This is a genomic window from Pseudoalteromonas sp. SS15 (assembly GCF_049257195.1).
Classification (GTDB): Bacteria; Pseudomonadota; Gammaproteobacteria; order Enterobacterales; family Alteromonadaceae; genus Pseudoalteromonas.
In genome coordinates this window covers 447,142-463,097 of the sequence record NZ_JBMMUD010000003.1, presented here as the reverse complement: position 1 = coordinate 463,097, position 15,956 = coordinate 447,142, and the positions used below count along the sequence as shown (strand labels likewise).

The 15,956-nt window shown below is 41.7% G+C and carries 12 protein-coding genes; 5 read left to right on the top strand and 7 right to left on the bottom strand.

What is annotated here, in order from left to right:
- Nucleotides 1–59: 59 nt before the first annotated feature.
- Together AAEU28_RS09045 and AAEU28_RS09040 are read left to right on the top strand one after the other, a co-directional pair.
- A complete protein-coding gene (locus tag AAEU28_RS09045) occupies nucleotides 60–1,076 on the top strand; it encodes a hypothetical protein (protein ID WP_421963812.1) in 1,017 nt (338 codons plus the stop codon).
- 129 nt (nucleotides 1,077–1,205) lie between these two features.
- A complete protein-coding gene (locus AAEU28_RS09040) occupies nucleotides 1,206–2,318 on the top strand; it encodes a serine hydrolase domain-containing protein (protein ID WP_421963811.1) in 1,113 nt (370 codons plus the stop codon).
- A 39-nt stretch (nucleotides 2,319–2,357) separates the two neighbouring features.
- On the opposite strand, the gene AAEU28_RS09035 is transcribed toward AAEU28_RS09040, so the two are convergent.
- Nucleotides 2,358–2,858 (bottom strand): CIA30 family protein, encoded by a 501-nt coding sequence (locus AAEU28_RS09035; protein ID WP_421963810.1) that lies wholly within the window; start codon nucleotides 2,856–2,858, stop codon nucleotides 2,358–2,360.
- A gap of 224 nt (nucleotides 2,859–3,082) precedes the next feature.
- Between AAEU28_RS09035 and AAEU28_RS09030 the strand changes: the two genes are divergently transcribed.
- A complete protein-coding gene (locus tag AAEU28_RS09030) occupies nucleotides 3,083–4,168 on the top strand; it encodes an MBL fold metallo-hydrolase (protein WP_421963809.1) in 1,086 nt (361 codons plus the stop codon).
- Between the two features lie 82 nt (nucleotides 4,169–4,250).
- On the opposite strand, the gene AAEU28_RS09025 is transcribed toward AAEU28_RS09030, so the two are convergent.
- The 5 genes from AAEU28_RS09025 to AAEU28_RS09005 form a co-directional block, all read right to left on the bottom strand.
- Complete coding sequence (locus AAEU28_RS09025; RefSeq protein WP_421963808.1) at nucleotides 4,251–4,943, bottom strand: diguanylate cyclase domain-containing protein; 693 nt, start codon at nucleotides 4,941–4,943, stop codon at nucleotides 4,251–4,253.
- A gap of 266 nt (nucleotides 4,944–5,209) precedes the next feature.
- Nucleotides 5,210–6,832, bottom strand: a complete 1,623-nt coding sequence (locus AAEU28_RS09020; RefSeq protein ID WP_421963807.1) for an alkaline phosphatase — start codon at nucleotides 6,830–6,832, stop codon at nucleotides 5,210–5,212.
- A 19-nt stretch (nucleotides 6,833–6,851) separates the two neighbouring features.
- Nucleotides 6,852–7,907 carry an alkaline phosphatase D family protein gene (locus tag AAEU28_RS09015; protein WP_421963806.1) on the bottom strand — a complete coding sequence of 352 codons (1,056 nt, stop codon included), beginning with the start codon at nucleotides 7,905–7,907 and terminating at the stop codon, nucleotides 6,852–6,854.
- Nucleotides 7,904–9,025, bottom strand: a complete 1,122-nt coding sequence (locus AAEU28_RS09010; RefSeq protein WP_421963805.1) for a phosphoglyceromutase — start codon at nucleotides 9,023–9,025, stop codon at nucleotides 7,904–7,906. Before AAEU28_RS09010 ends, AAEU28_RS09015 begins: the two co-directional genes overlap by 4 nt.
- Nucleotides 9,026–9,208: 183 nt before the next feature.
- Nucleotides 9,209–11,563 carry a TonB-dependent receptor gene (locus tag AAEU28_RS09005; protein ID WP_421963804.1) on the bottom strand — a complete coding sequence of 785 codons (2,355 nt, stop codon included), beginning with the start codon at nucleotides 11,561–11,563 and terminating at the stop codon, nucleotides 9,209–9,211.
- 207 nt (nucleotides 11,564–11,770) lie between these two features.
- Here AAEU28_RS09005 and AAEU28_RS09000 point away from each other — a divergent pair, with 207 nt between their 5' ends.
- Nucleotides 11,771–12,484: a UTRA domain-containing protein gene (locus tag AAEU28_RS09000; RefSeq protein ID WP_390447127.1), complete on the top strand. Its 714-nt coding sequence runs from the start codon at nucleotides 11,771–11,773 to the stop codon at nucleotides 12,482–12,484.
- Between the two features lie 304 nt (nucleotides 12,485–12,788).
- Nucleotides 12,789–14,111, top strand: coding sequence for a DUF5690 family protein (locus AAEU28_RS08995; protein ID WP_421963803.1), 1,323 nt, complete (start codon nucleotides 12,789–12,791; stop codon nucleotides 14,109–14,111).
- Nucleotides 14,112–14,120: 9 nt separating this feature from the next.
- Here the strand turns inward: AAEU28_RS08995 and AAEU28_RS08990 are convergent, their stop codons facing one another.
- Nucleotides 14,121–15,941, bottom strand: coding sequence for a DUF4105 domain-containing protein (locus AAEU28_RS08990; protein ID WP_421963802.1), 1,821 nt, complete (start codon nucleotides 15,939–15,941; stop codon nucleotides 14,121–14,123).
- Between the last annotated feature and the right edge of the window lie 15 nt (nucleotides 15,942–15,956).

Genomic DNA, 15,956 nt, shown 5'->3' with positions numbered 1-15,956 from the left:
ATTGTTATTATTTTCGGTATAGCGCTTTTCTCGCGTTCAAAACACATAGGGATTAATTTGTGAAAACACTAAAACTTTGCGCTGTTACTGCTTTCTTATGCTCTGCAATTAGCGTTTCAGCTCAACCAAGCACACCAATCAAAGTCATCGAAAACAATAACGCACAATTTAAATCAGATTCTATGCTGAGTCGCCACGAAGGCTATACGCTCGTCAATTATATTGTTAAAGCTGATGGTTCATTAGGTGAAGTGACCGTTTTATTCGATTCTGAAGTAAAGCCGACGACTGAAAAGGCCAAGAACTACTTAACCAATCTAGAGTTCAAAGCAGCTACTTATCAAGGCAAAGCCCATGATGCGGCACGCTTTTTCTCTTATACTTACTCAACAGCGCCAACTAAAAACTCAAACAATAATCGTGCTTCTAAAGGGTTTGTTAACGATTATGATGTCATTGATAAACTGATTAAAGCTCAGCAACTAGAGAAAGCATACAAACACTTTGAAGAACTGCAAAGTCACACTAAAAATCTCAATGAACAAGCGCTTTTTGCTTGGCTGAAATCTCAATACTTTTATGCATTACAAGACTGGCATAACTATGAAGAACAGCTACAACGCGCTTATTTCTTACGAGAGCATTTACCAAAAGAGTTTGCTGTACCATGTATTCAAAATCTGATGCAACTGTATCTTTATCAACAAGATTTCTTAAATGCAAAACGCGCTTTATTAGCACTTAATCATGTACCAGGCGTGAATATTTCAGAGCAAGCACAACAAAAAGCGATGGCCGACATTGCTGGACTTTACCAACAAACCCCGTCGATTACACAAAGTGTAAAGCTAGATAAAAACACGCCAAAGAGTGTTGGCGTTTCTCGTAGTGAAGTGACATTAAAAGGTAAAGGTCAGGCCCAACTTAGATGTGATACTTATCTTGAGCCTCGTATAGCACTGCCGACAAATATTACAGCTAAACCAAGTTATGGTCGCTGTAACCTTATTCTAAGTAGCAGCCAAAATTCAGATGTGACCATTACGCAAACAGGTAAGGCCGTTGTTAGTTTCTAAGTCTTGAGCTATTTAAGTTTGCGCTAACAACATAAACATTCAGAGAGAGCCGCTCATAATGTGGCTCTTTTTTGTTCTGATCAAACAAAGTAAAATCGCAGGACTATTTTGCAAGGAGCATGAATTTCAATGAAAACAATCACTTTAAGCGCTTTATTCTTGTTACTCCTGCTAGGCTGTGCAAGACAAACCGATAATCTGCAAGAATCACTTACGTTACAAGTGCAAAGTAATGCCGAGACACACGGTTTATTGGCACAAGCTGTATTAGTTAAGCACAATAATAATCTGGTATTTGCTCACGCAATGGGTGATACGGATATATCTCGTGCTAATCCAGTGACCAAAGGCAGCATTTTTCCGATTTTCTCGCTCAGCAAACTGTTCGCTAGCACTTTGCTATTTCAGCTTGTAGAACAAAACAAAGTTAATTTAGACGCACCTATCGGCCAGTATCTTGAGCACCTACCTAAAGTTTGGCGACCTATACCAGTAGCCCATTTTTTAAACCACAGTACTGGGTTACCTGAATATTTTGACTATGATGACAAGCAAGTCTTTGCGCCAAACAGTATTGATGCTGTTATTCAATCACTGAGTAATACGCCATTGCAATTTAAGCCAAATAGCGCCATTCGTTATAATCAAACAAATTATTTAGTGATTAAATTACTGCTAGAGAAAATCACTAAACAGTCTTATTCAACACTGGTTCAAACGCGAATTTTAACGCCACTGGAAATGCATCATACATTTATCAAGGGAATGAATACGACGTTTCAATCTGTGACGGCTTATTTACCAAATAGCGGTGATGCGTTACAGGTAAATCCATATACATTCCCTCCCTATGCGAATGTACATTCTGACGCTTATTCAAATATTCAAGACCTTAGTGTCTTTCTTTCTGCATTAATAAATGGCGAGCTGGTTGCTAAACCACTGCTTAAAAGTCTCTGGCAACCTGCACTGTTAGAGAGTGGTTCAAAAAATTATTTCGCCTCAGGCTGGGAATATGAAGAAGTTGGCAATTGGCAAGCAGTTGGTCATGATGGCGGAGGTGTTCTGAGAGTAAAATTGCTCTTCAAAGAAAACATGACCGACAGCATCATTGTTATCTACTTAACCAATGGTAATTTGGATGGCGTTTGGAGCCGCACACTTGTCAACACAATCGAAAGTAAAGTGCTTCCAGATCGTTACTCTAAATTTGCATCATGGTTAGGTGGGCTGTTTGATTAAACAAGGCCTGTTCGATTAAACAAAATCTATAAATGTTCTCTAAATTTTTCCTAGTGGTGTGATTGCCTGCACCTCAAGGGAAAATTTACCCGCTTGCTTTTCACTGATCATAAAGCCAAGAGATCTGACATCATCAAAGTTGAGTTGATAGTCAGCGTAAAAAGTACGGCCACGGTACATGAGCGTAAAGTCGTCCTCTGTGACAACAAGTGTTTGGGTTTTATTTGCTGTGGTTTGAAATTTATAAACAAAGGCTGGGCCGTCGAGGTATTGGTCGACTCTTAGCCTGAGCTGGTACTGCTTTCCATCACCTTTTACAACAACACTTAATTGTTCAGCGTTTTTATTTTCTAAATTAAATGGCGCACGAACAGAAGCAAAACCGCCATTATTGCGCAAAGACACATCGCCTTTAAATTCTACAGAGTGTGCACCAACAACTAAACGACTTTCAGAAAGGCCACCCATGACGGTGTCATTAACCACAAACCAATCAAGTAGAGTCAGTTTAGTTTCTGCCAAGACTGAAGACGACGCCATTAAAATTACCCCAAACAACACAGGTTTAAAACACATAACAATTCGCACATTATTGAATATAAATTTCAGTACGACCTAAGTAAGCATTCAGATTGCATTTACATATCAAACGCACAGACTCCCCCCTAACCCGTTATGTTTGCTTACATTTAAACGCAGTCAAATAATAGAGTGTTTCGTTAAACCTGTTAAAATCATGCAGAAAATTATAACAAGGAAATCTAATGAAGAAGTTAGCATTACTTTTCTCTTTAGCGACATTAGCAGGCTGTTCTGTCAGCAATCAGGTTGAAACCCTCATTCCTGAAAACGCGGTAGTCAAAAACAAGACCACAGAAGGTTATACCGACCGTTTCAAAAATATTTACGATGACTTTAAAGAGTATCCCATCACCTGTGATGAAGATTGTTACCCGCCGAGCCCAGTGATTGAATGTAGTGCTGAGATGCAAAATTGCGCTTTCACCGGCAGCAACCCAAAAATAGCCATTAACGCCGGATTCTCAGTACAGTGGCTTGGTCATGCTAGCTTCAAAATAAATACCGAAAATGGTCAACAGTTTTTGTTCGATCCGGTTTCTGATGACTTTGACTGGCCCGTCAATTGGGCGTTTAGCCTAGTTTCTGATATTAGTCGTACACCCAATACAACACTCACACAAAGTCAGCTGGCTGAAACTGACGCCATCATGTACTCGCATATTCATTATGATCATTTTAAAAAAGACGACCTCTCACACATAGGCCAAAACAGTGAGTTTTTAACGCCGCTTGGATTCGCTGATCACTTTCCTAATGACGGTTATAAAATCACAGAGATGGCTTGGTATTCGAGCAAACAAGTGGGTGAAGTGAATATTCACTTTGTTCCGGCTAATCACTTCAGCAGCCGTATTATGGTGCCTTTTATTCATGAAGATCACGACGCCACACTCTGGGGCGGTTGGGTGTTAGAGCACCAAGGTAAGAAGTTATTTTTTGCCGGAGATACTGGTTACTCACCGCACTTCAAAGACATTGCCAATAAATACGGTGATATGGACGTGTGCTTAATTCCTATTGCCTCTTACCATAGTGAAGAACACCCTAAATGGTATCGAAAAGTGCACACCACACCAGAAGATGCGCTTATCGCGGCAGCCGACTTAAATTGTAAAGTCATGCTCCCATGGGGCTATGGTAATTCTTCATGGCAAATGGGTGATAAAACATCGCACTCAGCACTATTTCGATTAATGCACATGTATGACAAGATGAATTCAAACATTCCGCTGCATGTGTTGAATGAAGGTGAATCCGTTAAGTTATAAAACAAGAAAAGCCCAAGCAAATTAGCTTGGGCTTTCTATTTTCTTACATTCTTTTACGCGAGCGCTAAATTCGTCTTACCTTTTAATCAAGTAAGTTGTCTTCTAAACGCTCTAACAGCTCAGCTTCACTGGTTTTACGAGTCACAATGGTGCTTGCAGATTGAATATGGAGCTTTCTTAAAATCGCTTGTGTTGCAGTCTTATTAGCTTGTTCTAAACGCTCAGCCAATAAATGGGCTTTGGCTTGGTAATAATTTGGTGCGTGCACAATAAACTGCCCGGTATGCCAAGCTATAATTAATTGGTCGTCTTCAAGCTCCTGATTTAAAAGGTATAAGAGTTCTATTACGATATGTTCTACGGTGATAAAACCCAGTTTATTGCGAATTTCATCAAGCCCAAATACCGATATTAGAATAAAACCATGTTGTGGTTTTTCTTCTTGCGCAATCTGCTCAAGCACTGCAAACAAGGCTCGTCGGTTGGCAATGTGCGTAACCGGCTCAGTCAAAGACTGCTCTTCAAGATACTTACTTAAAAGTTTTATATCGTGCCAACGACGATAACTGAAATAGGCAAAGGCCAATACCCCAAAAAGTAATGAAGGCACTATCTCATCTAACTCATAATGCTCATATTGCCTTGAATACTGGTAAATCCACTCCAAAAAATCAAACTGGTGGGAAATGATAAAACCAAGCAATACCACTATGAGTACTACAACAACATCAAATTTAGCCCTACGGCGCAGGTTTGCTTTTAATTCACTCAACAATGCTTACGTTCTTTTTACCTACTTTAACTACAAGAAATTGTAACATAGAGTGATTTTTTTGTTTTAGTCAAAAATAATCTATTCTTTACCAAATCAAAATAAACAATAAAAAGAAGATACCCGATACCGACTGCGCCTTATTCAGTAAAAGCGCTCATACTCGTTAGCAGATCAAATTATAAAAAGTGAGATGGCTTCACGGGTTAAACCATCTCACTTTGCTCGAAAGAATCTTGCAGCTCTTATTTAAGAATATTTTCTTGTCTTTACTGCAGCAAAAGGCGCTGCATTTTTTTACCCAGTTCAACATGCGTATGCAGACCATTAAACTGCCTTGCTAATGCTTCAGGCCCTAAAACAAACACACCTACCGGCGTATGCGTGTGTGTGCCTGTGGACCAGACGATATTTTGTTTACTCGACAACGCCCTGCCGATTAAATTGAGTGGGCGCTCAGTTAAGTACACATAAAACGACGCAAAGTCATGAATTTTACTGGCTATTTTTAAGCCCAACGACTTATGACCCCGTTGGTAAAATGCGTTCTTTTGCACAGCTAAAATTTGCATAGCGTCATCTTTGTTAATTTCAAACTCGCTATACTTATTCACTGTTTTTACGAGCTTTTCTGATGTGGGTTTAAACGCATTGCCTTTGGCTTCATACCAAATATCGGAGTAACTTTTTTGTTGTGCATATAACTTATCTAAAATACTCAGCTCGCCGAAATTAAAGTTTGGCTTATAAACATCGTTTTTATGGTTATTTAGCTTCTCGGCTTTTGGTAAGTCTGCACCGCTATAGCTAAAACCAAAGCCACCGGTTTCGTGATCAGCAGTGACGATGACTAAAGTGTCGTCTCGATCTTTTGCCCACTCCAGCACCGTATTGACTGCATTATCGAACTTAATCATTTCGTGCAATAACGTGCCCGCATCATTGTTATGTCCAGCCCAATCAATCTGACCTCCCTCGACCATTAAGAAAAACCCTTTGTCGTTTTTCGACAAGGTATTAATCGCGGTTTGTGTCATATCACGCAGACTTGGCTGATCGTTTACGCGACCATAAGAAGTATCAACACCATTGGCCATCGCACTATTGGCAAACAGTCCCAGCAGCTTTGTGCTGTACACTTGCTGTAATTGCGACTTATCAAACGCAAGTTCATAGCCGTTACTACTGGCCTCAGCTAATAAATTTTTATCGTCTCGACGTTTTGATTTCAGCGAAAGTGCGCTGGCTTTTAAATTTGCTTCAAAGCCTTTGGGGTGTTCAGGCAAGGCATAATTTTTTGGCACAAAATGACGCAAACCGCCCGATAACATGACATCAACCACCCCTGATTGGATCATCTGCTCAGCAATCTCATTTTCCATTGAACGATGAATAAGGTGTGCCGCAAATGCCGCCGGTGTTGCATGGGTTAAACGGGTATCAGAGACTAGCCCTGTCGATTTACCCAGTCCTTTGGCTTTTTCTAGAATCGTCGGCACTTTATGCCCCGCGCGGTTTAGCCCTATCATTTCACTGCCCGCAGCAACGCCAGTTGCCAACTGGGTTGCTGAGCAAGCTGAGTCCACCACCAGCTTATCTGCTGGCCCATGCAGTGACAGCCCAGTGACGCCTAGGTTTGCCAACTTAGCAATGGCGCTATTGTCACCTTGGTAAATAGAGTTCGGTGCACGAGTCGCATACTCTTCTAACAGTCCCACTTGTTGCGGACCCATACCATCGCCAATCATCAAGATAATATTTTTAATTTTTGGCGGAGTATTTATATCTTGCTGAGCTGTATTTTCTGAGATTTTTAGTATCGAGCATGCAGATAAACTTGAGATGAATATAAAGGCACAGCTCAGTGCCCAAACTGATTTTCTAACTAACATATCACCGTTTTCCTTGGTGTTATTTAAACTGCAGCGATGACAGCGGCATGCTTTGCTTGTGGGTCACATCGCCGTTGATGTCTTTTAACCCAAACTCAATATTTGGATCTGCTTGTTGCCAATCTATTTCAATAAAACCGTAATTTACATCCGATGTGGATTCGCCCACCCTATGCTTATTAGGGCTCACATCTTTCCATTTTTGTGTAAGTCCCGAGCTGGTTACTTCCCACAAAGGATAGTTTTGTTTAGCTTGGTACTTTGACAACTCACCCCAGTGAGTGTCGCCACTTATCATGATCACACCACCAATTTTATGCTTTTCAATAAAGTCGAATAGTCGCTGTCTGTCTGCAGGAAAATTCGCCCAGCTCTCCCAGCCCGTAAAGTCAGGAATAAGCTGTAGGCTTGAAGCAATCACTTTCACTTTCGCAGGCTTTAATAACTCTTGCTCAAGCCATTGCCACTGCGATTCACCCAGCATAGAAGTAGTGTCATCAACAGGTCGATAAGGTCCGACATTGTTAAAGAAGCTATTTAACCAATAACGAAATTCGCCAATTGAACTGAGCGCAGGCCGGTTCCAGCGTAGGTCTGGCATGATCACCTGCACACGCTGTGATTCTTCACCATACATATACGACGTGTAAATACCTGAGTCTCTGGTTCTGCGCGGGCTGTCTTTCGGCTCTTGCCAAAAATCTAGCATGATTTTACGAGAGGCTTCTTTAAACGGATACTCTTTGCCCGCATCGTTTTCGCCGTAATCATGATCATCCCACATGGCTATCACAGGCGTATTTGTGCGTAGCTGAGCAAAACCTGGTTTAATGCCTAACTTATGGTACTTTGATTTAAGCACCGTCATATTCTCTGTGTCACCGTAAACGTTGTCGCCTAAAAACACGAATAAGTCTGCTTGCTCTTTGTTGATGGCATTGAAGATTGGAATATCTTTATCTTGGTGACTGCAAGAGCCAAATAAGATTTTATCAACCTGTGAATTGGCCATCACATTGGCCGAAAAGCCGCTCAATGCCACTAAGGCTGTTGCTAGTGTTTGTTTTAAATTCATAGCTTGATGATCTCTTTAATTGCTTTGCCTGCTTGCGGATTAAACTGTTGCGGATTTTCTCCCAAGATGGTCAATGCCGTTGCCGCAATTTGATCTTGTTTAAATTCTTTGTGCGCCTTTAATTCACCAAGTGGTTTGATGTCGGGCCCTATGGCTGCCATCCAAATTTCATCAGCGCCTATAATGCCTTGCTGAAAATGACTGAGCTTTTTCATATAACCCGATACCGCTTTTTTAGAAGCATGATGTTGCCAATCATCGGCGTTATAGCCACGGCCATGATCTGTCACTATCAGTAAAGTGGTGTTGTTTCTGTAACCCGGTGTCGACTGAATCGTGTGCCATAAATCTTTAAGATAGGCATCGGTGCGTTTGGTGGCGTGTAAATACCTGTCGTAATGGCCTTCATGGGCAAAGTCATCGGTTTCTCCCAACGAAATCACCATGGCTTTTGGCTGAATATGGGTTAAATAGTCCTTGGCAAAGCGATAAGTGAAGCTATCTGTTCTAACATTTTGCCAAGGGCTTGGCGTTTGCGCCTGAAGGTCGTTTAACAATGCCATCTCGGCTGATTGTGGCTGAATATGGTAACTATCAAATGTGGCGTTGACATATAAGCCACTGCGCTGCTCATTGAAAATATACGGAAATGCATCCCAACTGCCAAACGCCGCAAGTTTTTGACCGTATGCAGGCTTGTTATTAAGCCACTCTAAAAAGGTCACATTTTTATTGTTTTTAAGGGCATTGCTATCAATTTCAGGATCAGCCTGACCTGTGAGTATTTCGTTATACCCTGGGTATGAAAAGTACCAGTCATTGGCAACCGACATTTTAGACCCCAGTTCACGGTTGCCCACAACCACGCCTTGTTTAGCGATGGTTTGCCATAAAAACGGCATTAGTTTTTCGCGGCGCGTTTGCGCATTATCATTCCAATAGGCCTGCTTTAATTGCGCTGAGTCTTTGACAAAATCTTTATGTTCAATCAACTTACTATCCGCGCCCGAAAACACTTCTTGCCAACGTAGTCCATCAATCGTGACGACCACTACATTACTTGCCGCATAGGTTACAGATGAACACAGCGTTGCCGCGGCTAAAATCAGTTTTTTCATTGTCTACTCGCATGGTTTGAAGCAAAAAGAGCCTATATCGCATTCAAAATGAAATAAGGCTCTGTGTTAACTAATTAACTCAAACATTTGGTATTTAATCTTGATAGATAGTAGATCCCTTACCCAAAGTTCAGGTTCTTTCAAAAAACTGAGTAGCACGTCCTGTACTACTCAATTTGGAGATTAAAAGCGTGTTTGGAAGTTCAGCGCTGCTGTACGAGGTGCACCGATCCAACCGCCCCAACCACCGGCTACGCCGCCCATGTAGCTCTTGTCGAATAGGTTATTGACCGTAAAGCGAATTGATGCGCCTTTTAGGGCACTGCCGAAGTTTTCTAAATCAACGCCTACATATAAGTCACTCACCGCGTAAGCATCGATACGCTGAGTATTGGCTGAATCCATCCAACGCTCGCCTAGCCATTTTGTCGAAATACCCGCTGAGTAAGCTTCTGATTGCCAATCAAGTGATAACACCGCCATGTCTTCTACTGAACCAAATACCGTATTACCTGCGGCTATGCCCACTGTGCCATCAGTATATTCTGAGCTGTTGCTGGTATATGACATATACACAGATAGCTCTTGGCTTGGGTAGTAAGTTAATGAGGCTTCTACACCCGATGACTCGATACCACCGGTATTGATATAGCTGCCGTTTGTGCCAACCAAGTAGTCATTACCTGAATCAGAGCCCGGCGCAATGAAGGTTAAGCGGTTTTGGAAGTCGATGCTGTATAGGGTAATGCTGGCGTTGAAGTCTTGATTGTCGTAACGCACACCAAAGTCCATGTTTTCAGCGGTTTCGGCTTCAACGTTATCTAGTGCTGATGCATCTGCTTCTAACACTTGGTCTTTAATCGCGGCAAAGTTTTCTGCATAGCCTGCGAATACTTCTAGGCCATCAACTGGGGTGTACCACACCGCACCTGCTGACAACAATACATCTGAATCTGAGTTCACCGCTTTCGTGGCGCCTGTGTAAGTGTCTTTACTATCTAAATCAACAAGGTACTTTTTAAGACCTGCACGTACTGTGACACTTTCCATCTCGAATGAATCTTCAAGATAAAGCATGGTGGTTTCTACAGGGTAAGTACGGTCGTATTGGATCCAATAAGGTGTATGGTCGAACTCGTAGCTGCTTTTTGAATCAATGATTTTGTGCCAATCACGGTATTCTGAGCGCTCATAGTCTTCATACCAAATACCTGCACGAACCACATTGGTGTTATCGCCGATTTGCTTTTCCCACGTCAGATCTGCGTTAATACCGAATCTATCTTTTTGATAGTGCGTATTACGGTAAGAACCCACAGGGCGAGCGCCGTCTTCATAACAGTTAGGATCGTATTCTGCACCCGCACCACCGTAAGGGAATCCGATTGAGCTTTCACAGCCTGCAATTGGCGTCAGTGACTTACCATCGGCATCAACAAAATAGATTTTACCTAGCGAGCTGCCACCTTGTGCCGTATTGCCCGAAACCAGTTCACTGTGACCTTTAGAGCCATCATTTGTAACATCAACAAGATAAGGTGGTACCCAGTCACCACGGCCTTCGTTTTTATGGAAGTAAGCGTTTGCCGTTACTTCAACGTCACCGATCATGATATCCACTTCGATATAACCAAATAGGTTTTCACGTAGTGTTGACCAACCTTGACGATACACTTGGTCAATGTAAGGGACACCCGTCCATTCACCTAATAAGCCATCTGATTCTGGGTTTTGTTTAAAGCTCTCTAGTGAAACACGCTGATAGTTATCTTCGTGAACATCGTCGTAAGAAAGGTAAGCGGTAATTTCTAGATTGCTGTCCATGCCTTTCACAAACTTAGCGGCAAAGTGGTCTCGCTTGTTTTCCGCTGTACCTGTGATCCAGTCACTGTTGCTTGAATTTGAGTAGCTAAACCAGCCGTATGTGTCATCTAATACTTCACCCGTTTCAAGGCGCATGTAATATTTTTGCGCATCGAAGTTACCTAATGACAAGCTCGCAATGACCGCCTTTTCTGTGCCAGGGTCAATGGTGGTGAAGTTAAGCGTACCGCCTAGTGCTTCATTTGAACGAGATGCTACGTCAGCAGTACCTTGAGATACTTCTACGGCCATTAAGTTTTCAGTATCAATATAGCGGTTTGCCTTAGCACCACCGCCGTAGTTTGAGTTACCGTTGGCAATACCGTCAATGGTTATACCTACTTGCTGCTCATCTAAACTTAACTGGAAGCCACGAATTGAGACTGTTGTTGACCAATCATCAGAGCCAAATGTATCACCTTCATTGATTAAAACACCCGGTAGGTTATCAATCATCGCCATCGCACTGGTCATAGCCGATTGTTGCTTGAACATTTCATCTGATGTTGCGTTGTTAGCGTATGACACGCTTTTGCCAACAACGGTGATTTCTTCAATTTCTTGGTCTTTCTTTGCTTTGTCATCTTCTGCGTAAACAGGTGCAGATAACGCGCTTGCAACGGCAAGCGCCAGTAAAGATGGTTTAGTGATGCCAGTAGAGTATAAAGTTTTCATTATGATTCCCGAAAGTAATTGGTACATACCAAAGTAACGAACGGCGAAAATACTATCGGTGAATTATTACAGAGACTTGACAGAAATATGTATTATTTAAAAAATTGGTACAGACCAAAAAATCTATTTTTAGGTAAGCGCTTGTTCAGCTTTGACTGATGTGATACCTATAAATAAACCAAGTGAATTTGCGAATTAAAACCCTACATGAGTACCCAAAGTTTTGCCTACGCCCAAGTGCGTGAAGTGCTAACCAAACAGATAACAGAGCAGCAATTAACGGGCAGCTTGCCCTCAGAAAGGGAGCTCTGTGCAACGTTTGATATTGCCCGCTCAACACTTAGGCAGGCGCTCGGACAACTTGAAAATATGGGCCTCATTTACCGTAAAAACCGCAGTGGCTGGTATGTCTGCCCTAGAAAATTAAAATACGACCCCATGCAGCATGCCTCATTCTTACAATACACCACAGCGCAAGGGTTTCAGCCAAGTACCGTGCTGCTTGAGCAGAAAAAACAAAAACCCTGTAAAGAGATCGCCACTGCGCTTGAACTCGATGGCAGAGCCAGTCTAACCAGCATTTTACGTGTCCGCTCTGTGGATGGTCGCGCAGTGGTTGTCGAAGACTTAAACTTCAGTAACAAGCATTTACCTGACATAGACAAGCATGATTTATCGCTGTCTATCAGCATGTTACTTAAAAACACCTACCAACATCATAAAGTGCTTTATGATATCTCGGTGGAATCATGCTGCTTGTTTAATCCTATCGCACAGCATTTAGATACCTACGATGGTGCATTAGGCTTAAAGGTCACTCGTATCGTTAGAGATCAACAAGGCACGGCCTTTGAGTTCGACCGAGAATTTTGGCGCCATGATGCCTTAATGATTGAAAACAAAGCAAAACTTCAATTTTAATTACCCTGAGTTAGTACACTCGATTTGTTCAACGCGAAAAAAAGATTGTAAAACTACTGCAATACAAAGCCTCTACACTGAGTATTTATACCAATACTCTTAATTAAGCGTTCTATTTTGAGGCAAGGAAAACTTGTCGATAACGAGGCGGAAATTTTGCTATTTAGTTGTTCTAAACAAAAAATTCCCAACGAAGTTAGCGTCAGTTTTAATCCCTCAAAATGATTGTGTATTATTGAGGATTGGTATTGTACTAGCTAGTTTGGTTCATACCAAATTGGCGCATTTTTAAAAGGTGTGTCATATGCTCAGTGAGCTTAGCAGCAAGATAAAACATAAACTCAGCACTAATACCCTATTGTTTTGCATCTACGCCATTATTGCAGCCTGTAGCACCTATGCGTTTATGTATGGTTTTCGCAAACCTGTCGCTGTTGGTTTATATGCCGACACCTCATTATTAGGCCTCTCACTCAAAACACTGTATTTAACGGCACAAATTTTTGGTTATGCGCTCTCTAAATTCATTGGCATTAAAGTCATTTCTGAATTACAAAGTCACGGTAGAGCCAAAGCCATCCTCACTTTAGTGATTATCGCTTGGCTTGCACTGCTCGGTTTTGCGCTTACCCCACAGCCTTACAATGCTGCTTTTATGCTCTTAAATGGCCTGCCGCTCGGCATGGTATGGGGCATTGTATTTAGTTATTTGGAAGGCCGAAGAGTCACAGAAATATTAGCCGCAGGGTTATGCACAAGCTTTATTGTTGCCTCAGGGTTGGTAAAAACCGTAGGTAGCTATTTAATGATGGACTACGGCGTGACTGAGTTATGGATGCCATTTGCCACAGCCAGTTTATTTTTGCCCCTATTAGCATTATCTGTGTGGATGCTTGATCAACTTCCTCCCCCTAATCAAGCTGATATCGACCAGCGCTGCGCCCGTGTTCCCATGACCAAAGAAAGCCGCAAAGAGTTACTTCAATTACTTGGTTTTGGCCTCACATTATTGATCATAGGGTATGTGCTGCTCACCGTACTGAGAGATTTACGCGATAGTTTCGCCGCCGATGTATGGCTAGCAACCGGCCTTGATGGCGCCCCAGCACTTTTTACACTTACCGAGTTACCGATTGCACTGGTGGTGCTCGTCATTGTGGCACTGCTCAAACTGATTAAAGACAACCACCTTGCAATGGTGGTTAACCACTTACTCATTTTTACTGGGTTCACAATCACTTTACTAAGCTCGCTCGCCTATCAACAAGGAATGTTGAGCCCTATTTATTGGATGGTGTTAAATGGCATAGGCCTCTACCTCGCCTACGTGCCCTTCTCGACTACGCTATTTGAACGCTTAATCGCAACATTTAATCGCCCTGCTAACGTTGGCTTTTTAACTTATCTCGCTGACTCGTTTGGCTATTTAGGTACAGTCGGCGTGATGGTGTATCAAAGCCTTGTGATTACCCAAGTTGATTGGAATGACTTTTTGCGAGAGCTGAGTATTATCACTGGTGCTTTAGGCGCGGTGTTAAGTGCAGCTTCGCTTGGGTATTTTGTTTATAAAGAAAGAGAAAATAACCAAAAGCGCTTTCAATCACAGTTAAAAGCGCAGATAGGATAAAAATAAAAGTTAATTCCAATAGTAATTTAGCTTCAACTGCCAAAGTGTTTGCTCTGATGATTTATATATCAAGCGAATATCAGCGTCCTGGTTAACTGGCACCACAAGCTCAACATTTTTACTCAATTCAGCTGTTTGCTTATGATAGAAACGTTCAACGGCAGCACGCATTTTAATATCTTGGTAAATATCACTGATCACACCGACTTCAATAGATGCATCAATCACTTGTGCAGTACTTGCTAGCTCACCAAAATATCCGTTTACCATGCCATAAACTAAACTACGATCGTCATTAAATAGCATAGATTTACCAGCGCCACCCATTGCAAAGGTGCTTTTGCAGCCTTGGCAATTTGTTCTATCACGTTCAAATCCTAAATTCAGCTGCCAAGACCAGCCGCCTTCATTTACCCAGTCTGTATACGCTGGATTGAAAGATTCTAAATCGAGAATGTGGAGTTTCTCCACATACATATTCGAATCACGAACTGCGATTTCAACATCTAGCATCTCTAAATTCGAATAAGGTACTCGCGCAATATCAGATGCGAGTGAATCAAAGTAACTTAAGCGAAAACCCAGATTAGACTGAACTTTAGAGCCCACATCTAATGCTGAAACTGAATAATTTGATGGCTTTTGCGCTTTATGAGGCGCACTTTGAAGATAATTATCGACTTTTATCTCATTACCTATCGGCAATTTCAACCTTGCTCTGACCAAAGCTTTTTTCAGTGCTTTAACATGATCTGGCTCATACTGTTTTAATTGCTGAAGCTGAACAAATTCAAATAGCACTTCGATGATTTTTTTCTGAGCACGCACATTCAGTGATGTGAAGTCTGCACTTTTTAATAATTCTGCATTATTAAAAATACGCTTTGCGAGCGCATTTTCTTGGTCATTTAAATGTTGTTGATGCTGATAAAAAGCACTGTTTCGCGATGGCGTGAATTTGATATCTCGAACTAAGGGTTGGTTGTTATGCTCAGCAACTGCTAGCTTGGAAAAAATTGTCGCTGGGATCACCCAAGGTGACAACTCATTTGTTAGTTTATCGCCTGCGACCAACTCAATCACTTTGGCAATGTGAAACGCACAGTTTTCATCGGCAAAATAATACGTGTATTTTGCACCCATCAACTCCCAGATATGATTGCTAATTAAACGCACTTCATCAGCCGTTAGATTGAGTTCATATTCCCATAAATCTCTGAGCTCTACTTCACCATAATTATGCTGATGGCGATAAAATAATTGATCAGAAAAACCTGCAATATAGCCACCAAACAACCCTTTACTGATATACACAAGACCATTTTCGTTCTCAGGCACAATGGCACCATAATTGATGCTGTAATCAAGTAACTTGTTATGTGATTCTGTCGCCCTATTAAGTTTCAATAACATATGACCATAGAGCGATGCAGGATTACTCATATAGCCTGACGCAAAAACCAAACTAGCCGAGTGAATAGGTTGGCTCTCTCGCCACTGAGTTAACTCGTCGCAAGCACTGCTTGGCTGTTCAAACTTTAAACCTTGTTGCTGCAGCCATTGATATCTAGCGGGATACCGACATTGTTTTTCAGGCTGTGTGTTAAAGGCGTTAATAGTCGCTTGAAGTTCACGATAAGGATCTTCTTTACCAGTAGATGACAAGAAAAAATCATCACTGATGATATAACTTTCAAGGTCTTGCGGTGATTTATAGTGACCTAGTTTTAACCATGTTGGGTGTTGTGCGAGTTGCTCAATATCAGTTGCAGAATAAGTATTAAATGACAGAGCAGAGCAAATAAGAAAGGATGAGATACGTCGTAACATAGAGGGAAAGTGGGC

Excerpts from the sequence above, each read along its gene's own strand:
- AAEU28_RS08990 (WP_421963802.1), bottom strand. The coding sequence starts at position 15,941 with ATGTTACGACGTATCTCATCCTTTCTTATTTGCTCTGCTCTGTCATTT.
- AAEU28_RS09030 (WP_421963809.1), top strand. The coding sequence starts at position 3,083 with ATGAAGAAGTTAGCATTACTTTTCTCTTTAGCGACATTAGCAGGCTGT.
- AAEU28_RS09015 (WP_421963806.1), bottom strand. The coding sequence starts at position 7,907 with ATGAATTTAAAACAAACACTAGCAACAGCCTTAGTGGCATTGAGCGGC.
- AAEU28_RS09040 (WP_421963811.1), top strand. The coding sequence starts at position 1,206 with ATGAAAACAATCACTTTAAGCGCTTTATTCTTGTTACTCCTGCTAGGC.
- AAEU28_RS09010 (WP_421963805.1), bottom strand. The coding sequence starts at position 9,025 with ATGAAAAAACTGATTTTAGCCGCGGCAACGCTGTGTTCATCTGTAACC.
- AAEU28_RS08995 (WP_421963803.1), top strand. The coding sequence starts at position 12,789 with ATGCTCAGTGAGCTTAGCAGCAAGATAAAACATAAACTCAGCACTAAT.
- AAEU28_RS09020 (WP_421963807.1), bottom strand. The coding sequence starts at position 6,832 with ATGTTAGTTAGAAAATCAGTTTGGGCACTGAGCTGTGCCTTTATATTC.
- AAEU28_RS09035 (WP_421963810.1), bottom strand. The coding sequence starts at position 2,858 with ATGGCGTCGTCTTCAGTCTTGGCAGAAACTAAACTGACTCTACTTGAT.
- AAEU28_RS09000 (WP_390447127.1), top strand. The coding sequence starts at position 11,771 with ATGAGTACCCAAAGTTTTGCCTACGCCCAAGTGCGTGAAGTGCTAACC.
- AAEU28_RS09005 (WP_421963804.1), bottom strand. The coding sequence starts at position 11,563 with ATGAAAACTTTATACTCTACTGGCATCACTAAACCATCTTTACTGGCG.